We start from the raw sequence: 19,354 nt of genomic DNA, 5'->3' as shown, positions 1-19,354 counted from the left end.
TATCGCTAGAACCCGGCGCCCTTGCCTTCAACAGCCCACGATCCGGACACCGACACCGCATCGTTGGCACCCCTCTCTGCCGGCATGAAGCTGCCCACCGCTCCGCCGATGGCGTCCGGTGCAACGCCGCCCGCATCGTCGAATGGAGAAACGGCGTGGACGTAGGACTCATAGCGGGACCGCATGTCCGCCACCACATCGCCAAGCTCCGGCAGCATGATCGGATCATGCGCGTCGAGCAGCGGCAGCCGGACTTTCACGAGTTGCCCGCCCTCAATGAGCGCGAACGCCTGGCCCTTGGGCAACTGCGTCAGGTCGGAGGCATCCAGCATCGGCACCTGTCGTACTGAGATTTGATCGTGCGTCTGCGCCGTAAAATGCACACCCTCCCCGCGCCGCACGGCGTCGGTCGCCGATGAGGCAAGTGTCAACGACTTCACGTCGACCATCGGAAGCTGGTCGGTCAGGATCTTCGCGGTGGTGACGTACTTCACGCGCAGCATCACGAGTGTGTTGAAGTTCCCGAAAATCTGCTCGGCCTTCGCGCGTGAGCCGATCCTCGCCTCGAGATCGGCACTTGTTTGCGTATAGGCGGTTACCTGATAACCCGCGCCGCCCGCCTTGTTGACCATCGGCACAAACTCGTCGCCCACCAGCTCGTTGAACTCGTCGGCATGGATCGAGACGCGGCGTCGGCCGCCGCCAGTGCTCTGCCCATAACCGTGCCCATACTTGTAAATGCGGCCTGCAGTCGACGTCAGATCGGCGAACATTGCGTTGCCGACCACACCAGCCACCTCGAAGTCCGACAAAGCATCGAGGCCGACATAGACAATCCCGCCTCGGTCCATCACTCGGTTCCAGTCGAACACAGGACGCGGATCATGAGGGTCGTCATAGTCGGGCGATAGTAGTTCCGATGTCCGGCCTGTGGTGAGCTTTTCCAGGAGCGGATAGAGCGACGAGACTAGCTTGTCGAAGTACGAGCGCTCGTTGCTAATGACCGAAAGCAGGCCATTGGCGATCGGATCGGTCCAGCCTTGCTGCCTGATTAAGTTCGCGACCTGCAGTACTTCCTGGTTGCGCTGCAGACGCATCGCCTGCCTCGCCTCCTCCTTGTCGAGCGGCTCCAGACCCCCTTCCCAACCAGAGTGATCGCGATCGAGCCAGAAACGGAAGTACCGTAAGGCCAGCCCGTCGATGTTCACGGCGTTCTGGTAAATCATCTCGTACGTCGGACGGATGCCCAGCGCACTCATGGCCCGCGCCATCACGTTCACGAAACGCCAAACGAAGTCGCGAAACGCGGCCGACTGGCCCTCCTTCGGCAGATTGCCCGCGATGCGCGTCGCCACCTCGGTAATCCGCGAATACGTGCCGATTGGACTGTAGCGGGCCGACTTGTCGGGATAGCCCAAGTGAAAGAACGTAAATTCCGCTTCCCGCCCGCAGCGCTTTGCCTCGGCATACATTCGCAGCAGCAGGTCGACGTCGCCCTTCGGATCAAACACGATCACAATGTCGCCGCGGCGAATGTCCTGAGCAACCAGTACCTCACAGAGCCGGGTCTTGCCAACGCGCGTCGTGCCGAGCACAGCCATATGTCCGACGCGCTCGCCGAGATCGAACCAGATATCGCGCTCTTCCGGCTCGACACCATGTAGCGCTGGATCACCCCCAACCGGCGGCAACGGGGCGACGGGATTCCACCACGCCTCCCGGCGCGTCGTACGCGCGAGCCGGCTGTCCGGATGGCGGCGTTCGTAATCACGAGCTTCGTCGTAGAGCCGATTACGGGCGAGCAGCCGCCGATTTTCGGGAAGACGCGCCTGAAATATCCGCTGCGTGTGAATGGCGCTCCATCGAAAACCCCGCCCGAGGAATACCTCCTTGCCCGAGCATGGAATACTGGCCGCAGGGATCACGTACTGGGGGAGGCGCCGCAGGTTGCGTTGGAAACGGATCAGCCGCCACGCCTGTCGCCCTCGCGAAAATGCAAGTGCCATCAGCGCGAGAGTGGTCACGCTCCCGGTGGCCGGCGTCGCAAGGAACAGCGCCGGATGAGACCAGAGGATGCCGGTCGCAGCAAGCGCAGCAACGGAGGACAGCAGTTCGACCGGCTTGCGATAGAGATTCTCGACTGGATATGCCATCGCCGCCGCTCCGGTGCCCGTTCAGGCTTGCGCCGAATCGCTGTCTTCCGGCTCGACGGGCTTCTGTTTCGACTGGATCATTGCGTTTGCTGGCGGCACCGGATTGAAGAACCGCTCAGGTTCGGGAACGAGCATCACGGATAACTGCCGACCGCCGGCCCCCTTGATGTTGTAATGAAGCAGATAGGACCGGGCGCCACCGACATCTGCTGTCACGGGATAGCCGGATTTCTGAAAATCGCGCTGAATCTGCTTCCACAGCTCAGGGGCCCGCCCGTCTCCAGTCGGCGTCTGATCTATCGCGTCGGGATGCGCCTGCGCGAAGTCTCGGAAGATCGCGGGCGTCACAAGCAGCATCCCCTCCGGAACAAAGTGCACGCGAGCCATCGATTCGTTGTAGGGCAGCGCGCCGGTGGCGATACTTTCCTGCACCCACGCCATAAACCGTTCGGCATTGGGCCGCGGCTGCCGGGCACCCGCGCGGGCGGCAATGGATCGCGTCGGCGCCCGCGCCTTCTCGCGAGGGCGGACCGGGGCACTCACCAGATCCGGTATGGGCGCAGGGCCTCTTCTTTCGTCGCGGACAACGACTTCGTCGCTCAGCGCGATGGCGCTTTCCGTGTCGGGCAGATACGCCAGTTCCTCCTCGTTGTCGGACGGGGCATCGGCATCAGAAGCGGCCGTCTCCTGCCACCCGGGAGGGCCATCGTCCGCTGTACGACGATCGCGCCGATCTGAGTCTTCACGCACAGTTGACGCCGTTGCGTCTGGCACGTCGATGCACTGCTCGACCGATGTCGTCATCGGGTCCGCGACTGGCGATGACGCTTGCTGCGCAGCCTCTATGGGCGGGGTCGTTACGCCGCCATCAGCAAGATCGGCTGATTCAGCCGTCCGTTTCGGCTCATCACTCAATTCGATGATCTGAATAGAGCCGGCCGGAAGCGCACGCGGATAGCGAGCGGATTCCGCGTAGAGCCGATCGAGCGGAAAACGCAGAACCGTGAATGTTTGCTTCCAGACGCCAATCACCACTGCGATGGTCCAGATGGCACCGCCATCCGGCGTAGTCACAAGCGCCCCATATTCCTGCCACGTGTCGAAGAGACGGTTGTTGTCCGAAGGGATGCCCGCCGTGCCGCTCCGTTGCTCCTCATAGGAAGCGAGATAAGTGCGGACAGCCTCCGCCAGCGTTTTCGCCACGCACCACAGCGACTCACCGTCGCAATAGCCGGTCGCACCGGCGCGGTTGAGCGGCACACCACCCTCAGCCAGAAGCCGTCGCAGCCCTTCCATCAAGCGCTCGATCAGAGGTACCGCTCGCGCCGTCGTAAAGCGCGTGCGTGGACCTGCAAGCAGGTTTTCCGCGACCGAGCGCCGATCCGCGTCACCCACGATCTTCGCGAGCGAGTTGTCTTTGACGGTAGCGTCACCAGACAGATACGCAGCCAGTTCCTGCAGCACGGGGGGATACTGGGCCAACCAACTCAACGACGCCGGTGGCACGAGACGCTGCAGCAGCACGATGGCGAGACGCGAATGGGCACCGTAATCGCGCTCGCCGGGCTCTGGAAAATCGACGCAATACCATTCGCCACCCTGCTCGTTCATGCTACCGGCCATCGGCACCCAGGAACGGACGCCATGCCCGGCGGCCAGTTCGACCCGCAGATCCGCAAGCGGCTTGCCGATGTCGTGCAGCAACGCCCCGACCAGGACCGCATAACTGCACCGCGGACCATGCTGCATCTGGTCTTCCGGACTCGCCCCGAGCGGCAGCCGGTACCCCTCACGGAAATGCAGCGCATAGCGCGCCACCTCCAGCAGGTGGATCAGCAGGCCGCCCGGTTGCGCGTGATGATGCGACTCGGACGCGGGCAGAAGCTGCACGAATTCCGCGAGTCGATGCAGCAACGGTTCGAGGTCGCGCTGGTCGCTGTCGGGCGACAGCCCGAGACTGCCGCCGATACGACGGACCATCCCCTCGACGCCGGTTCGCTGAATCAGCTCGCGGTACCCCAGTACCGGCAGATACTGCGGCGAAGGCGGCACGCTGCGCTTGACAGGTGACGCGGGCGGTATAGTTGGCGGCACCGGCGGCGTCGCCCGCGCCATCGACGATCGCGGCACCTTCAACCAGTTAAGGGCATTGGCTAAAGCCATGTAGGTGTTTCCGGCAGAACGGGAGATCGGGACTGGCCTCGGTTATGAGGCGAGCAACCCAACTGGGCGCCCTGTGTCAACGGTACGCATTGCCCGCCGCGCTCCCCGCAAATGTCTGCACGAAAACGTGCAGCCCGTCGCAGTCATGCTGTCGACAGTGGGCTGCTATCTCGAGCCGCCCACCGACACTTTCCCGGCCTTGTCGGCTAGGCCCGTGGCCTTTTTCTCGGTTGCTGCAAAACCCTTTTTTGCCCTTAGCCATTTGCGCCTTTGAGCGGGTGATGCGACTCATTCCAGCATCACCCGCGGCCTTTGGATTGGGCCCTTCCCTTTACAACAACCTTTGTTCCCCTTGCCTTTTCAGCTTTCACTGGATGCCTTTGTCCAATACTGGACGGCACTGGTGCTGTCAGCTCCGTCCATTGGTCCACTCAAAAATAGCGGCGTGAGTCACCTCGCTTCGATGCAGGCATTCCGGCCATACATGTACCGGGCCTGCCTAAAGTGAAGCCGTCAGTCCTTCCCCCCAAGGCTGACGCGCGCTGTTGACCTGTCGGGCTGCACCCCGCTCCCCGGCAGGTCCCTTTTCCTGATGGCAGCGCCAACCGGAACGAGGTCGAGGTGAAACGTGTCCCGCTGATACCTTTGTATGCATTGCTCATTGCAACGACGAGCCGCGCCGATTGCCTTGACGATGCGGCACGGTTTCATCACGTCAATGTCCGACTGATCCGCGCAATCGCCGCCGTTGAATCAGGACAGCGCGCCGGCGTCGTCCATCTGAATGACGACGGCACCACCGACATCGGGCTCATGCAGATCAACAGCCGGTGGCTCTCGACGCTCTCCCGCTTCGGCGTCTCTCGTGCAGACCTCCAAGACGGCTGCACCAATGCCTATGTCGGCGCGTGGATCCTGTCGCAGGACATCCGTCGCCTCGGACTCACGTGGGATGCTATCGGTGCCTACAACGCCGGCACACGTCAAAAGCGCATTGCCTATGCACGTCGCATTTACCGGCAACTGCACGCCGCGCCGGAAGCCGTGGTCCAGCACCAGCAAGCCATGGCTGCCGGTACTTCTCATTCGAGCTTCGTTGCCCGACTCTTCGAACCCATCGGATGGGGAAATGGGCAATGAGCCGGCTCACGTACGAATACGCGATTGAGGTACTGAACGATTACCTTGGTCCACTGCAACCCATGCTGGCCGATCCTGACGTCCAGGAGATCATGGTCAACCGTGCCGACACCGTCTTCGTCGAACGCAACGGAGCTGTTTCATATGTTGCTGGCGCTGACCTCGATCCGGACGCGCTTGACCGCGCCATCACGATTCTCGCCAACGTCAATGCAAAGGCACAAACACCGCTGCTCGATGCGCGCCTGCCCGGTCTTCGGCTCGCAGCCGCCAGACATCCAGTTGCCGTTCACGGCGACATGCTCTCGGTCCGCAAGCACGCGCGCCGTCGCATAGGTCTCGGAGAATATGAACGTAACGGTGCGTTCGACGTGCTACCTGCGGTACGGTCCTGCCTCGCACGCCGTCGCAATGCAGCTCTGCTCGAACGGTTAGCCGGCGGCGGCGCTGCCCTGCGGGAGTTTTTCCAATGGGTCATGCGTGAACGGATTAACGTCGCGTTCTCCGGCGGCACGTCGTCCGGCAAGACAACTCTGCTCAACGCGATGATCGATGCGATGCCGGCAAGCGACCGCATCGTGACTATCGAGGATACGGCCGAGCTTCAGGTCCATGCACCCAACCACGTGGGACTGGAAACCAACCTCGGCATCACCGTCCGCGACCTTGTTCGCTTCTCGCTGCGTATCCGCCCCGACCGCATCATCGTCGGTGAAGTCCGCGGCGCTGAAGCGTTCGACCTGATGGAAGCGCTGAACACGGGTCACCCCGGTTCCATCGTCTCGTTCCACGCGGATTCGGCTGATACGGCACCCGCGCGACTCGAATCGCTCATTCGCATGAGCGCCGAGGGGCGTCTGATGACGATGACAGACCTGCGCCAAAAGATTGCCTCGACGTTCCGCTTCTTCGTGCACGCCGAGCGACAGGGCGCGGTCCGCGGTCCCGTCGAAATCCGCGAAGTGCTCGGCGTTGAACACGACCGCTACAGCACGCGTCGTCTTTTTTCCCGCTATGCGGACGTCGAGGAGGCAGTTCATGCATGAATCAACCCCTATCTCCCTGGGCGTGATTGCTGTGCGTCGCACGATTTCCGTTGCCGTCAACATGAGCCGCGCACTTCGCACGGCCTGGCAAGGTTTGCTGCTCCAGCACGACCGTCCCATCCGCGCCATCCTCGTTGCGTTGTGGCTTGGCTCGATCCCGATCTTTGCTCATGCGGGAATCTGGAACGGGGGCCTATGCACCGTCTATCAGGACGTGCTCGACAACGAGTTGCTGGAAGTTGTGTCGCTGTCTGCACTGGTCGGCTCGATCGTGCTGTGGCTGCTCGATGATGGTCGCAGCAACATCAAGACCCACGTGCTGCGCGGCGTGCTGGGCACGCTCGCAATTTTGAACATGCCGCTACTGTGGGCGCAGGTCTTCAATCACGGTGCGGCCTGCACCGGCACGCTGTGAAGAGCGAATCGGAGACACACGATGGGCGCACAGCACGCTGACCGCCTCGATGCAACTGGCGAACCTGACGATCCGCTCGCAGCACGTATTCGCAAGACCATGCTCGAACAGTTCCTGCTGCTTGGTATCGACCGAAAATGGTGCCTCGCGCAGTGCGCTATTGTCATCACGTTCGCCGCCGGCATGCGAAACGCATGGGTACTGCTCGCGGTGCTGGTTACGCACCCCGTATTGTGGCTTGCCGTGCGACGCGATCCGGATCAGATCCGTTGCTACACGAAATATAGCCGCCAAGGCGAGTACTACGAACCGCGCCAGCTGCTCCGCCAGAAGGTCAACGCACGTCCGAAAGGCTTCGCGAGAGGTTTGCCATGCTGACGCCTGCCTTCGCACGCCCCCCGTTCGATGCGGAATCGCTCACGCGCGTCGCGCAGCGCACGGATGGCGATCGCCGCTCGACCGCTGAAGTGGTGCCATGGCTCTTCCGTTTCAGCGATTCGCTCATCGTTAACAAGGATTCGGCGCTGATGGCGACATATGGCTTCACCGGGCCTGACGCGGACGCGCTGTCGACCAGCCACATCCTTGAACTGATGGACAACTTCCTCACGTCACTGCGCGACATGGCTCGGCGCCCGATCACGATGTGGTGGACGGTTCATCGCCGCCGCACTGCGCAGTATCTCAGCGCACCAATGCCAGACCCGATTTCGCAGCAAGTGGACGACGCACGGCGAGAAACATTCGAGCAGAGCGCGAATTATTTGAATCGTCATTTTCTGACGTTCACGCTCGCACCGGAAGTCGGCATCGACCGCTTCGCCGGCAAGCTCACGCACGGAATGACACACGACGGGCTTTCCATCGTCGACTCGCTGCTACAGGCCGTGCGCGGCACGTTCTCCGACCAGTATCTGTTCGCGTACACCGCGTCGGAACTTACCGCCGTTGTCGAAGCCTTCGAACACATACTGTTTGGCTTCGTGGCCAGCAATCCTCGATTGGACTGTCAACGGCTGTCCGGCGACCGGCTGGGCGCCTTCATGCACGCCTGCGGCTCGCCCGCCAGCGATCATCTGCAGGCGGTCTCCGTGCCGGACATTCCTGCACTCGACGTCGCAATGTGCGATACGGAAGTGCGCCCTGGTAATGACTACCTGCACTTCTATGCTGGAGGTCGGCAACGGTTCGGGATCGCTGCGGGCATTCCGGCCCGTCGTGACTTCTGGCCGGATAGCGTCCTACCGACCAGTCTCGACGGCCTTCTCAAGCTTCCCGGCGAAGTGACCATCAGCCATTGCTTCCGGCTCACGTCGCCGTCTGCTGCGATGCGCTTTATCGACGGCGTGCGCCGCTATCACGAGGGACGTCGGCTCGATACGCGATCGCTCCTCGCTGCCACACTGCGCGGCGGCGATCTGACGGGTGCACGTCAGAACCAGGCGCGCTCGGCCGCCGCCGACGAAGCCAACCGCCGGGCCGGCAAGGTCGAGATGGCCGAAGAACTGTATGGGTACTACAACCTGTCCGTACTGTCGTACTCGCCCGTATTCGAAACCGGCCCGTTCGACGACGGACACACCGCTGAGGCGGCCTGGACGCAGGCCGTGGCCACGCACAAGGCGGTCGAGGAAGCGCTGCGCGCGGCTCAGTTCACGCCGGTACGCGAAACGCTGCACGCCCTCTCGGCGTTCGCGACCACGATCCCGGGCATGTGGCGCGAATGCGCGCGCTGGTCCTTCATCGATACCGAAGCCCTGGCACGCCTGCTGCCGCTTCGTGGCGTGTCCGATGGCCATCGCGTCAACGCACATCTCACGAAGGAAACAGGCGCGCGCTGCCCCGCTCTTGCGGCCTTTCCGACGGAGTTCGGCACACCCTACTGGTTCACCGGCTTTCTCGGTGACGTCGGGCACATGCTGGTATGCGGTCGCACGGGCTTTGGCAAGACGATCTTCATGCTGCTGTGCGCGACACTCTTTCGCAAGTATCCGAACGCGTGGCTGTACGGCTTCGACAAGGACCTGTCGATGCGCATCCCGACGATCCTCCAGGGCGGCCGTTACATGCAGTTCGACAGCGAGGCGAGCGCCGTCCACCCCGACGAGCTGGCCCGAATCAATCCGCTAATGCTCCTCGCCGACCGACGCCATCTCGAATTCCTGGTCGAATGGATCGTGCTGCTCGTGCAGCAGCGCGGCACCTACCGCGTCACTGCTGCTGATCGACGCGAGCTGCAAACGGCACTCGCCGCCACGCGTAGCCGCGGCGACCGGCGACTGTGGCGGCTGCGCACGGTTCACGCGTCACTGCCGGCTGGGCCGCTCGCAGACGAGCTCGCTCTGTGGGTCGGGCATGCCGTGCATGCGCACTACTTCGACAACGTCGTGGACAGCTTCGATGACGCGCGCTGGCTCTCGATGGCGACCGACCGGATTCTCGCGAATCCGGTGATCGCACGGCCGTTCCTGTCGTACGTCACCTACCGCATACAGGATTCGCTCGAGCAACGCCGCACGAACGGTGTCATCGGCCCGACGGTCGTCATGCTTCCCGAGATTTGGAATCTGCTCGACGATGAATCGTTCGCGAGGCAGATCGGCAACTGGATCGTCACGATGCGCAAGAAGCTCGGCTGCGTGTGGATGGATGCACAGTCGCCCGAACAGGTGTCGTCCTCGGCGATCTGGCCGCAGATCCGCGACAACGTGCTCGTGCGTGTTTTCGTGCCCGTCGAGAACTTTACACCTTCCGCAAAGACCGCTTATCAGCGGGATTTTGGACTGTCCGACGGTCAGATTCGCACGATCCAGAAGCTCGTTGCAAAACGCGACTATTTCATCGCCGAGCAGGGTGGCGCGTCGCGCCGCATCTCGGTGCCCCTCGATCCCCGCACGATCGCAATCCTACGCTCGGAAATGAGCGCGCAGATCATGTTCGATCGGCATCTACATTCGGGTCTTCCGGACTGGAAGGAGCGGTACATCGAGGAAGCAACAACACAGGCGCGCGGGAATCCAATTCCTACAGTCGATCGTGAGGTCGATCATGCGTGATACCCCCCTCTGGCGCGCTCGCGCTTCGCTCTTTGTCGGCCTACTTTTGTCCATCAGCACGGCCCGGGCTGGCGGTGGCATGACAGGCGGTGCCACGGAGATCACACAACTTCTGAACCACGCGGAGCTTGTCTCCTCCGTGGCCCAGCAGGCGCAGATGGTGGAGCAGAACGTCCAGGCGCAGATCACGCGCCTGCAGCAGTACGTGACGATGGTGCAGAACCTGAAGCAGGTACCGACCTCACTCATCGACCAGACGATCGCCCCGTATCGCACGCAGATTTCGAACTTCCAGTCGTTGTCCACGGCGATCACGCAGTTGCAGCAGGCGGCAAACGCCACGAGTGGCCTCTTCGGACGCAGTCTGTCCGAGATGAACACAACCGGCATGTCACCCGCGCAGTGGCTGTCGGCCTACACGTCGCTTGCCTCGACGCGCGGTGGAATCTATCAGCAGCAGCTAGCGCAGGACATGCAGAACCTCGATACGCTCGCCGGGCGCGCGCAGAACCTCCAACAGATCCAGTCGCAGATTCCCAATGTCACCGGGACAGTGCAGGGCCTGCAGATGCTGAACCAGCAATCGAACGTACTGGCCGGCGAAATGGTGGATTTGCATGCGCTCATGCAGCGTCAGGTCGCGCAACAGATGCAGGACCGCGTCGCCCAAGCGCAGGCCCAGGGTAATGCCGCGCAACTCGCCGCCGCGCGTGCCGCAGCGATGGGCCAAATCAATCAGCAGGAGCAGCAGAAGACTCAGGGGGCACCTGACTTCAACCTGCTGCAGGATCAGTAACTCCGGGAGCCGACCATGTTGCTGCGCTGGCTGATCCGCTCCCTCTGCATGACATCTGCCGAACTGCGCGTCGTGCTCAAAGGCATCCGTGCGTATCGCAGGCGCGGCCGGGGCATCGATGACGAGCACAACGAAACGTGGCGCTTTGACCGACGGATTACGCGCAACATCCGGCTGTCGCTGCTCACCGGATTGCTGGTCGTGCAACTCGACAGCCCCCATGTGTTCGCGGCCGGCTGGCTCGCCCTACCGCTCGCTGCGCTGCTGGCAATGGCGCGCCTTGCAGGCGCTCTGCGGTGAGCACTAGGAAGCCGCGCCATGAACGACGTCATCTCGGTGCTCAACACGCTATTCGCGACGATGCAGGCGAAAGGCATGAGCCTGCAGACGCTGTTCCTCTCCGATGGCCTTGATCTGCTCGCTGCATTAGGTCTCGTCATGGCCACCTGGCACGTGTTCCTGTGGCTGCTCGAGGGCGACTTCCCCGGCTTCTTTTCGAACCTGTTCCGCCACCTGATCAAGTGCGCGGTCATCCTGGTGTTGCTCACCGCATGGAGCAGCACGGTTCACAGCTATTTCGTCGACAACATGCAGACGATGGCCTCACGCGTGTCCGGCAGTGACGGCAATCCGGGCGACCTGCTGCGTGCGCTTGTCAATGCCGCATCGACCATCATGCAGGGCGTGCGTACCGAAGCAGCGCAGGTCTGCGAAGAAGTGCCCGACGTCACCCCCGAAGGTGTCGTGATTCCGAACACCGAGCATCAAGAATGCGGCGCGGCGAGTGATGCGGGCTCGAACTCGGCGGGCCTGAGCTCTATCTGGACGCTCATCAAAAACCTGCCGCTCATTCTGCTCGCCTTTCTTGCGAAGGCACTCGCGATCATCGCGATCACGCTGATGACATTGATCTTCATTGTGGTCGTGCAGTTCGGATCATTTCTGCTCGACATTGCGTTTTGTCTGGGACCGGTCCTCATCCCGTGGTACTTGCTGCCTGCCGGCGAATTCCTCTTCGATGGATGGCTACGCTTCACGATTTCGGCCGGCCTCTTTAAGGTCGTGGCGTGGTTGATGATGGCGATCGTCTATAGCGGCGTGCTGCCCGGTATTCAGGGGCTCGTGCAGCAGACGGCGACGCAAAGCGGCACAAACAGCGACGCCTATTACGCGACGAACTACCTCGCGATGCTGGCGCTCGCGCTCGTCTGCGGTGTGGGAGCTTTCATGATGTGGCAGGTACCGGACATCGCCAAATCGCTCGTCTCGGGCGGCGCTGGTGGTGGTTTGCGGGGCTTTGGCAAGGGCGTCATTGGGAACAAGTTGACGCCCAATGTGTTGAAGTGAGATCAGTGATGTCTGCTTTCGTTTTGATGACTGCTGTAGTACGCGTTCCAAGACGCGTCGGCATCTGCGAGATGTTGCTCGTCCGCCTCCCGAGACTGCTTCCTCTCTCGGGGCGTGCGACTAAGCATCGCCCACGCGAGAAACACAACTGCGCCCGCCAGCAGCATAGCAACGTCGAAATGCTGCGCGCCGACCTGGTACAGGACGAACGCCGCAAACAGGAAAAGCGGCAGCACGAAATACAGCAGGATGATTTTGAGTCTGGCCATGGCTGCACCCTTGCAGCAGGTGAACTGGGTTTCAGTGTAGCACCGCACGCGCGGAACTGCGCGGAGGCATGAACGATGGACGAACGTACACCACCATCGCTTCCACCACGCGCCGTCGCGGCCTCCGTTGCCGGCACAGATCTCTCAGCGCCGCCGAACACGGGAGAAGCTGTGGCCGCATGGTTCGCAGCCTTCCAGCGGCCCGTCTGGGAAAAGCGCCTCGCGATCAAGGTGGCCGCCGCCTTCGCGCTCATTGCCGCCGGTGAATGCGCAGCACTGATCGTGCAGAGTTCGCATAGTGGATCACGCCCCTATTTCGTCGAACATGATGAGAAGACGGGCGCAGTCTGGGTCTCGGACCATTACGCCGAAACGTATTCGGCGACTGCGGCGAACAAACGCTATTTCTTGGTGAAATGGGCCTCGCGGGTGTTCACGATTGAGGCCGACAGCCAGGACACGCTCGCCCGGCAGATACCGGCCGCGTTCGGCTGGACGTCGGGCGCCGCGACGCGGGAACTCGAAACCTATATCACGGTGACCGATCCCGTCGCGCAACGCGTTGTGCAGACGCCCGGGCTCACCCGCGAGTTTGTCGAGAACTCGACTTCATTTTCGCCCGACGGTCAGGTCGCGTACCTCATCTTCACACTGGTCGAGAGCGTAAACGGCAAGCCGTCGCGACCGAAACAGATGCTGCTCACGATCAGCTTCCTACTGGCACCCGAGACCCTGAAACCCGGCGAAGAGAAGGACAACCCGATCGGCCTGCGCATCACCCATTTCAGTCTCACGCCCTACCTCGGCGTCAATCCGGGAGTCACGCAATGAAGTTCATTGCCTCTGTCACATTCGTCGCGACGCTGCTTTGTGGCGGCATCGTGGCCGCCCACGGGCAAACAGCATCGTCGGCCCCGGTAGCGTCCTCGCCGATGCCGCAGGCCCTGCCGTCCCCGGCACAGGAGCGATCAGACAAGGCGACGTCACGTCCAGCCCCTTCGGCGGCGCGGCACCGGAGACAACCATCGCTGCAGGCAGCGATCAATGGTCCCTACCCTGCGCCCGATGACGCGTCGCTCGTCGTGTACGACTATGATCCGGACTACTCGTACCCGGTGCTCGTGCGAACCAGTCAGGAAACGCATCTCGAGTTCGCGCCGGATGAAGAAGTCGTCGGCGTCTATCTGTCCGATACTGGAAAGCGCTGGCTCGAACATACCGCTCTGACGAAGCGGGACGTATTCATCGAAGCACGTCTGCCCGGACTCGAGAATGCTGCCACCATCATCACGTCCCGCCGGCGCTACGAGCTTGAGCTGCGCTCATCGGACGGTGGAAAGGTCTATCACCGTGTCTCGTGGCACTACCTCGATGCCGACGCGCATGAAACAGCAGAAAAGGTCTCTCCGTTCGGCATCGAATACCCCAAGAACGTGCCCGAGAGCAACGCTGCCGGAGGTTCGGACAGCGCGGCGGCCGCCCAAAAAACGCACTCGGGTATCGCGAAATCAGATGGTCCTCACATTTCGCTCGATCACGCGAACTTCGACTACCGCGTCAAAGGGAATGCGCCGTTCTCCCCCGTGATCGTGTTCGACGACGGACGGTTCACTTACCTTCAGCTTCCGCATCAGGCTGAACTGCCGGCCATTCTGCTCATGGATGAAAAAGGCGAAGCGGAAATTGCGAGCTTCATTCCCCTCGGCGACGACTTCTACGAGGTCCAGCAAACCGTTCCGTACGGTCTGCTGCTCAAGCGTGGCAAGGAGGAAGTTCGGATCTTCAATGGCCGGGGCAAAGGTTGCGGGCTGTTCGGCTGCGACTCGGCGCGCGTGAAAAACGTCTATGGGAAGCCCTGAACATGCCCGCTCCGGAAAACAGCGGCTCTCCGCTCACGCCCAATCCCGAGCGCCTGACCCGCGTGCGGCGCGATCTCGCAAAAATGCTGCTGGTCGCGCTGAGCTCCGCACTGGTCGCGATTGTCCTCGTCCACGCACTGTCTCACCCACACGAGACCGCAGCCGAACGACGCGCGCGCGAGCAACTCGATGCAGAGGCCCGGCAGCCCAAGGCGTCACCGGATGCGCTGCGCAAGCGCCTGGAAGACCAGCGCAATCTCGCGATGGCGCGTGCAGGGCGAGAAACGGCCAGCGCTCCGCTCGGGGGCTCGCCGCTTGACGGTATCCCCAAGGGTGTACCCGGCGATGACGCAGGTCCACTTCCTTCCAAGGATCGCGCTTCGAGTCAGTCGGCGGCGAGCCGCGATGCCGATCGTCTTGCCCTTCAACGGCAAATCGAAGCGATGCAAAGCCAGTCGCTCGTCGCGTACGAAGACACAGCGCGCGACACCCATGGGGCATCGGGACAGACATCCAACTTCCAAGACCCCGATCAACTTGCAGGGAATCTCGCAAACGTCCCAGAACCTGCCCTCGCGTCCGGCAGAACGGCCAATAGCGCGCTTGATACAGCGTCGCCTCCATCACAGCAGGTGAGTGTCGCCAGCGCCATCGACCGGCACAACGCCAACTGGCTGAAACAGCAGGGCGATGAGGCCGATGAGGAAAAACCACTGGTACCAACCCCCATCAGGTCGCCGTATATGGTACTGGGTGGCACGCCTATTCCCACGGTCATCTTGCAGGGCGCGAAAAGCGACATGCCCGGTACATTTCGCGCGATGGTCGACCGGGATATCTATGACAGCATCGACGGCAGCTGCAAGCTCATCCCGAAGGGGACGCGCATTCTGGGCCGGACAAACAACAATGTCGCGATCGGCCAGGACCTGATGCTGATGGCCGCCACCCGAATGATCTTCCGCCATGCGACGATGCGGCTCGACGGACTGCCGGGCAACGACCCAGACGGCGAGGCCGGTGTCAGTGCCGACGTCAACAATCATTTCTTCAGGATCTTCGGCTCCACGTTCCTGATCGCCGGCGTCGCCGCGTGGATCGGCCACAGCCAGAACCAGTCGAGCGGCACGACAATCAACGTCAACGGCGGTGTGGCAACGGATCTGTCGTCGGCCGCAGCGCAATCGCTGTCGCAGACAACCCAAACCATCCTCCAGCGCAATATGAACATCCAGCCGACGCTCAGGCTGGACCCGGGTCAACGCATCACGTTCATCACGCAGCGGGACATGATGCTGCCGCCCAGTGTCACTGACGGGAGCTGCCATCGATGAAACATACGACCACCCTGCTTTTCGTGCCCGTGCTGTTCGCGAGTTGCCTGCTTCAGTCGGCCTGCGCCGAACCGCCCGTCTTGACCGGAGCGGTCTACGACTTCGACTGGCGTATGACCGGTTCCGCCGAAGTCGAGCCATACCAGATGTTCGATGACGGACAGAACATCTATCTGCAATTCGCCGATCTGAAACACGTCCCCGCCGTTTTCGCCGACACGCCAGGTGGGCTCATGCTCTTGCGCTGGCATCCCGATCCGCCCTACATCGTTGTCAACCAGATAGAAAGCGCCCTGGTGTTTCGCTCTGCAGCCGGGCAAGCCCGGGCCGTTCGCGTCGAGCGTGGCGGTCCGCCGCGGATGGCACGCTTCGGGGCAGCCAGTCCATCGGAGGAAAGCGCAGTCAGCCCACCCGAGGTCATCGACCGCGTTCGCACTGGCGTCAATCCCGGTTCGCAGCAAAAATAGCTTCCGCTCGGTCCAGTAGCCGCACGCGGCAAGACAGACATGAACAGTCTAGATTCCTCGCGAGATTCATGGATCGTCGGTGAATTCTGTCCAAAAATTACGTCTATCCACGAAACGTGGACAACGTGTTTTTTTGGACAGATGGTTGAATCTGTCCATAATTTCTATCTGTCCACGGAACGTGTACAATGAAAATAACTGGTCAACCATGGACGCGCCATGTCCTCTGCCGATCGCGATCTGCCCTCTCTCGTGCAAGCTGCAGCGACAGCGTTTGGCCAGGCGACCGGCATTCCTGTTCAAGCACGCAAGGCGCCAGCCGGGTCAGGAGCAGACGCTTCCCTGGAATTTCACGTCGGGGCGCGCCGCTTCAAACGTCCGGCGCACGTCAAGCAGACGATCGACCGCTACGGCACAGTCGCCGCATTCCGCGCGCACGCTGCGCCCCGCAACGACGAGAGGCTGTTGCTCGTCACATCTTATCTATCGCCGAACATGATCAATGCGTGCCGCGAGATGCAGGTCGATGCACTTGATCTGGCCGGCAATGCCAGTCTCATGCTCGGCGACAATATCATTCTCGTCTCTGGCCGGCCGCGCCTCGACAGTACGCCCGCGCAGAGATCGTCCTGGACCCGGTCGACGCTGCGGGTCGCCCTCGCGCTGCTCACGGACCCTTCGTTGCTGCTAAAGACCTATCGCGATATCGCACAGGTCGCTGGGGTCAGTCACGGAACAGTCCAGAACGCGATTCGCGCCATGCGGGAACGTCGCGATATCATTGAACGGCACGGTGAGCCGGGCTTGCAGTTCACCGACAAGGACAGGATGATCGATGAATGGACAACGCTGTACCCGTCGCTCCTGCGCAGCTCACTCGAGCTGCGTCGATTCCGCACCGACATGACCGACTGGTGGCGCTACGTTCCAGAAATGCCCGACCGGTGCCGATTTGGCGGAGAGCCCGCGGCGGCCATCGTCACGGAATACCTAAAACCGGCGTTCTTCACCATATACTGCATGGATGAAGTGCCGCGCGAATGGATCGCCAAGGCCCAACTGAGGCCGGATAGCAGCGGAAACGTCGAATTCCTGAAGTCTCCGATCACGTTTGCAGCGCTGCGGGATTGTCCCCCGAACGTTGTACCGCCCCTGCTCGTCTACGCCGATCTCGTCGCGAGCGGTGATTCTCGAAATCTCGAAACCTCCCGGCTACTGCGTGAACAATATCTCCCCGCTTGATGCCCGTCCCCATCGCGCCTTTCCACCGGAAATGATCGCTCTTCTGCGGGAGGTGGCAGTTGCGGCCACAGCCAGGGACATCCCGTGGTTCGTCGGAGGGGCAAGCGCGCGTGACATGCTGCTCACGCATGTACATGACATTGAACCGACACGGGCCACCGCAGATGTCGATATTGGTATTTCGATCGAAAGCTGGGCCGGCCATGAGGCGCTTAGAGCGGAACTGCTTGCGTCGGGCCACTTCGAGCAGCAGGGCAAGGCGACGCACCGCCTGCACTACCGGGTACCGGCCACCGGCGTCAGAACATGGCTCGACGTCGTCCCATTTGGACGCATCGCGGACGACAGCGGCGAAATCGCCTGGCCACCGGATCAGGCGATCCGCATGAACGTGGCTGGCTTTGAAGAAGCGCTGCGCGCGGCGGTGCTCGTGCGCATGGATGCAAATCTCGTCGTGCCCGTCGCATCGCTCCCGGCTCAGGCGATGCTCAAAGTCATTGCCTGGCAGGATCGTCACGGCGTCGATCGCAAGGATGCAAGCGATTTGCTCTTTCTGCTTGCGTGGTACGGCGAGGCGGGGAACCTCGAAAGGCTGTACGCCGACGATGACTTCGATCTGATAGAGCAGCACGACCACGACCCCGACATTGCAGGTGCAGCGCTGCTCGGTCGGGACATGGCAAACATCGTTACGCCGGAAGTGAGCGCGCAGATCCTCACGGTTCTCGCCCCAGACGACCCGTCCCCGCTGATACTCACGCACATGGTGACGAGCCGCATGCGGATTCCCGGTGGCGAGGACACCGAGCGGATCGGTCAGCTATTCGATGCGTTTCGGCAGGAATTTCTCGCGGCGGTTCAGCGCCCCAGCGGCGTGTGACTGCCAGACACTACGACAGACCTCCCCCGTGTACGGCTAACTGGCCGCGCCTTGGGCTGCCCGCGACTGCAGATCCGCTAATTGGGCAAGCGCATCCATCGCGCGCTCGACGGGCACGAAGATATGATCATGAAAGGCAGCTGCAACAACGTTGCAGCTGATGCTGGCCTTCGTCAGCGCCTCAGCTACTGCAGCAGTGAGCCCTACGGCCTGCAGGTCGGAGTGAACGGTCAATGTGATCCACGCCGCCCTGAAAAGAACCGGCAGATTCTCGCGCACGGCCGTCGGCTCATCGATGATGACGGTCAGCCCTTCCCGCTCACGAAACGTAGCCAAGGGCGCGAGTTGCGACACGTCCCTGTCCGCCTCCACGGACGAGAAGACATAGGCCCCTTCATTCAGTTCTGGCTGCATGGACGCAAGCAGCTTTGCGAGGTCTGAAACCGGTTGGCTCACTGAGTTTCCTATCGAAGAGAAATCAATCGGGCAGGACACCGGCAACGACCCATTGCGAACGATGCCCACGTCACTTCACAGCGCCATTGTGACTGACGCGAAAATTGTCACTCATAGTGCGTCCTATCATAGAGCGTGGCCTCAAACAGGTCAAATCCGTACGCTTCGATATCCTTCCGCTCGAGATCTCGATGCAGTACGACCCGCTTGCCTTGTTTGGAAAACGCCTGATTGCGCTTCGCAAGGCGCGCGGCTGGTCGCAAGAGCGGCTGGCGCTCGAAAGTGGCCTCGCCCGGTCGTACATCGGCGGCATCGAGCGGGGCCAGCGCAACATCGCCCTCTATAACATCTGTGTACTGGCCGCCACACTCGGCGTCTCACCCGCTTCAATGCTCGAATTTGACGAGCTTGCGTGACGTTTCGCAGCGGCCACGAAGCCATCGCGACCGATCGTGATGACCGTATATCGGCCACTACGGCTAAGTGCAGACCGTGAGACATCGTGATGGGTCGTGATCTCAACATTAATCCCGTTATACCGGTCTCGCACTAAAAAAATATGGTGCGGTTATCAACTTGATTTTTTGATTTCTCCGCCTATGATTCGCGCTTGAAGTCGCCCGCTGGAGCTCATCCAGCAACCTTCGCAGCATCGTCGCTCTGCGACGCCTTTCGCGGTTGTGCTTCGTCCCACTGTCTGGACCACCGCAGGTCGTTTGACCGGAAGCTTC

19 protein-coding genes are annotated in these 19,354 nt (G+C 61.7%); 15 read left to right on the top strand and 4 right to left on the bottom strand.

Translation table 11 applies throughout. The features are described from left to right. Window positions 1–5: 5 nt before the first annotated feature. Both traD and mobH read right to left on the bottom strand, forming a co-directional pair. Window positions 6–2,153: a type IV conjugative transfer system coupling protein TraD gene (gene traD, locus VOM14_RS13675; protein ID WP_327629254.1), complete on the bottom strand. Its 2,148-nt coding sequence runs from the start codon at window positions 2,151–2,153 to the stop codon at window positions 6–8. Between the two features lie 21 nt (window positions 2,154–2,174). After that, a complete protein-coding gene (gene mobH / locus VOM14_RS13670) occupies window positions 2,175–4,316 on the bottom strand; it encodes a MobH family relaxase (protein ID WP_327629253.1) in 2,142 nt (713 codons plus the stop codon). A gap of 621 nt (window positions 4,317–4,937) precedes the next feature. Here mobH and VOM14_RS13665 point away from each other — a divergent pair. The 8 genes from VOM14_RS13665 (at window position 4,938) to VOM14_RS13630 (ending at window position 12,116) form a co-directional block, all read left to right on the top strand. Then, the gene (locus VOM14_RS13665) at window positions 4,938–5,456 is read left to right on the top strand and encodes a lytic transglycosylase domain-containing protein (RefSeq protein ID WP_327629252.1); all 519 of its coding nucleotides are present in this window, start codon (window positions 4,938–4,940) and stop codon (window positions 5,454–5,456) included. Next, the gene (locus VOM14_RS13660) at window positions 5,453–6,502 is read left to right on the top strand and encodes a CpaF family protein (protein WP_327629251.1); all 1,050 of its coding nucleotides are present in this window, start codon (window positions 5,453–5,455) and stop codon (window positions 6,500–6,502) included. The genes VOM14_RS13665 and VOM14_RS13660 overlap by 4 nt, the downstream gene beginning before the upstream one ends. Before the next feature lie 61 nt (window positions 6,503–6,563). Next, window positions 6,564–6,917, top strand: coding sequence for a hypothetical protein (locus VOM14_RS13655; RefSeq protein WP_327629519.1), 354 nt, complete (start codon window positions 6,564–6,566; stop codon window positions 6,915–6,917). Window positions 6,918–6,938: 21 nt separating this feature from the next. Next, window positions 6,939–7,295: a VirB3 family type IV secretion system protein gene (locus tag VOM14_RS13650; RefSeq protein WP_327629250.1), complete on the top strand. Its 357-nt coding sequence runs from the start codon at window positions 6,939–6,941 to the stop codon at window positions 7,293–7,295. Continuing rightward, window positions 7,289–9,973, top strand: a complete 2,685-nt coding sequence (locus VOM14_RS13645) for a VirB4 family type IV secretion system protein (protein ID WP_327629249.1) — start codon at window positions 7,289–7,291, stop codon at window positions 9,971–9,973. The genes VOM14_RS13650 and VOM14_RS13645 overlap by 7 nt, the downstream gene beginning before the upstream one ends. A 79-nt stretch (window positions 9,974–10,052) precedes the next feature. Further along, window positions 10,053–10,769 carry a conjugal transfer protein TrbJ gene (locus VOM14_RS13640; RefSeq protein ID WP_327629248.1) on the top strand — a complete coding sequence of 239 codons (717 nt, stop codon included), beginning with the start codon at window positions 10,053–10,055 and terminating at the stop codon, window positions 10,767–10,769. Between the two features lie 15 nt (window positions 10,770–10,784). After that, window positions 10,785–11,069 carry a hypothetical protein gene (locus tag VOM14_RS13635; RefSeq protein WP_327629247.1) on the top strand — a complete coding sequence of 95 codons (285 nt, stop codon included), beginning with the start codon at window positions 10,785–10,787 and terminating at the stop codon, window positions 11,067–11,069. 18 nt (window positions 11,070–11,087) lie between these two features. Continuing rightward, window positions 11,088–12,116: a type IV secretion system protein gene (locus VOM14_RS13630; RefSeq protein WP_327629246.1), complete on the top strand. Its 1,029-nt coding sequence runs from the start codon at window positions 11,088–11,090 to the stop codon at window positions 12,114–12,116. Window positions 12,117–12,118: 2 nt separating this feature from the next. Here VOM14_RS13630 and VOM14_RS13625 read toward each other — a convergent pair whose 3' ends face one another. After that, window positions 12,119–12,433, bottom strand: coding sequence for a hypothetical protein (locus VOM14_RS13625; protein ID WP_327629245.1), 315 nt, complete (start codon window positions 12,431–12,433; stop codon window positions 12,119–12,121). 27 nt (window positions 12,434–12,460) lie between these two features. On the opposite strand from VOM14_RS13625, the gene VOM14_RS13620 reads away from it, so the two are divergent. From VOM14_RS13620 to VOM14_RS13595, 6 genes are all read left to right on the top strand, one after another. Further along, window positions 12,461–13,216 (top strand): VirB8/TrbF family protein, encoded by a 756-nt coding sequence (locus VOM14_RS13620; RefSeq protein WP_327629244.1) that lies wholly within the window; start codon window positions 12,461–12,463, stop codon window positions 13,214–13,216. After that, window positions 13,213–14,244, top strand: a complete 1,032-nt coding sequence (locus VOM14_RS13615) for a TrbG/VirB9 family P-type conjugative transfer protein (protein WP_327629243.1) — start codon at window positions 13,213–13,215, stop codon at window positions 14,242–14,244. The genes VOM14_RS13620 and VOM14_RS13615 overlap by 4 nt, the downstream gene beginning before the upstream one ends. Window positions 14,245–14,246: 2 nt before the next feature. Continuing rightward, entirely contained in the window at window positions 14,247–15,578 is a 1,332-nt protein-coding gene (locus VOM14_RS13610) for a TrbI/VirB10 family protein (protein ID WP_327629242.1), read from the top strand. Further along, a complete protein-coding gene (locus VOM14_RS13605) occupies window positions 15,575–16,045 on the top strand; it encodes a TrbG/VirB9 family P-type conjugative transfer protein (RefSeq protein WP_327629241.1) in 471 nt (156 codons plus the stop codon). Before VOM14_RS13610 ends, VOM14_RS13605 begins: the two co-directional genes overlap by 4 nt. 219 nt (window positions 16,046–16,264) lie before the next feature. Next, window positions 16,265–17,287, top strand: a complete 1,023-nt coding sequence (locus VOM14_RS13600) for a type IV toxin-antitoxin system AbiEi family antitoxin (protein WP_327629240.1) — start codon at window positions 16,265–16,267, stop codon at window positions 17,285–17,287. A 31-nt stretch (window positions 17,288–17,318) separates the two neighbouring features. Next, window positions 17,319–18,167, top strand: coding sequence for a nucleotidyl transferase AbiEii/AbiGii toxin family protein (locus VOM14_RS13595; RefSeq protein WP_327629518.1), 849 nt, complete (start codon window positions 17,319–17,321; stop codon window positions 18,165–18,167). A gap of 36 nt (window positions 18,168–18,203) precedes the next feature. On the opposite strand, the gene VOM14_RS13590 is transcribed toward VOM14_RS13595, so the two are convergent. Then, window positions 18,204–18,623, bottom strand: a complete 420-nt coding sequence (locus VOM14_RS13590; RefSeq protein WP_327629239.1) for an ACT domain-containing protein — start codon at window positions 18,621–18,623, stop codon at window positions 18,204–18,206. Between the two features lie 191 nt (window positions 18,624–18,814). Between VOM14_RS13590 and VOM14_RS13585 the strand changes: the two genes are divergently transcribed. Next, window positions 18,815–19,039, top strand: a complete 225-nt coding sequence (locus VOM14_RS13585; protein ID WP_041746185.1) for a helix-turn-helix domain-containing protein — start codon at window positions 18,815–18,817, stop codon at window positions 19,037–19,039. The last annotated feature ends 315 nt before the right edge of the window (window positions 19,040–19,354 follow it).

The sequence above is a fragment of the Paraburkholderia sp. MPAMCS5 genome, from assembly GCF_036016995.1.
Classification (GTDB): Bacteria; Pseudomonadota; Gammaproteobacteria; order Burkholderiales; family Burkholderiaceae; genus Paraburkholderia.
The sequence above is the reverse complement of the archived record's forward strand: the minus strand, read 5'-3'. Positions and strand labels throughout refer to the sequence as shown.

Coding starts and splice junctions, on each gene's coding strand:
- traD (WP_327629254.1), bottom strand. CDS start 2,153: ATGGCATATCCAGTCGAGAATCTCTATCGCAAGCCGGTCGAACTGCTG.
- mobH (WP_327629253.1), bottom strand. CDS start 4,316: ATGGCTTTAGCCAATGCCCTTAACTGGTTGAAGGTGCCGCGATCGTCG.
- VOM14_RS13660 (WP_327629251.1), top strand. CDS start 5,453: ATGAGCCGGCTCACGTACGAATACGCGATTGAGGTACTGAACGATTAC.
- VOM14_RS13655 (WP_327629519.1), top strand. CDS start 6,564: ATGAGCCGCGCACTTCGCACGGCCTGGCAAGGTTTGCTGCTCCAGCAC.
- VOM14_RS13650 (WP_327629250.1), top strand. CDS start 6,939: ATGGGCGCACAGCACGCTGACCGCCTCGATGCAACTGGCGAACCTGAC.
- VOM14_RS13645 (WP_327629249.1), top strand. CDS start 7,289: ATGCTGACGCCTGCCTTCGCACGCCCCCCGTTCGATGCGGAATCGCTC.
- VOM14_RS13640 (WP_327629248.1), top strand. CDS start 10,053: ATGACAGGCGGTGCCACGGAGATCACACAACTTCTGAACCACGCGGAG.
- VOM14_RS13635 (WP_327629247.1), top strand. CDS start 10,785: ATGTTGCTGCGCTGGCTGATCCGCTCCCTCTGCATGACATCTGCCGAA.
- VOM14_RS13630 (WP_327629246.1), top strand. CDS start 11,088: ATGAACGACGTCATCTCGGTGCTCAACACGCTATTCGCGACGATGCAG.
- VOM14_RS13620 (WP_327629244.1), top strand. CDS start 12,461: ATGGACGAACGTACACCACCATCGCTTCCACCACGCGCCGTCGCGGCC.
- VOM14_RS13615 (WP_327629243.1), top strand. CDS start 13,213: ATGAAGTTCATTGCCTCTGTCACATTCGTCGCGACGCTGCTTTGTGGC.
- VOM14_RS13610 (WP_327629242.1), top strand. CDS start 14,247: ATGCCCGCTCCGGAAAACAGCGGCTCTCCGCTCACGCCCAATCCCGAG.
- VOM14_RS13605 (WP_327629241.1), top strand. CDS start 15,575: ATGAAACATACGACCACCCTGCTTTTCGTGCCCGTGCTGTTCGCGAGT.
- VOM14_RS13600 (WP_327629240.1), top strand. CDS start 16,265: ATGTCCTCTGCCGATCGCGATCTGCCCTCTCTCGTGCAAGCTGCAGCG.
- VOM14_RS13595 (WP_327629518.1), top strand. CDS start 17,319: ATGATCGCTCTTCTGCGGGAGGTGGCAGTTGCGGCCACAGCCAGGGAC.
- VOM14_RS13585 (WP_041746185.1), top strand. CDS start 18,815: ATGCAGTACGACCCGCTTGCCTTGTTTGGAAAACGCCTGATTGCGCTT.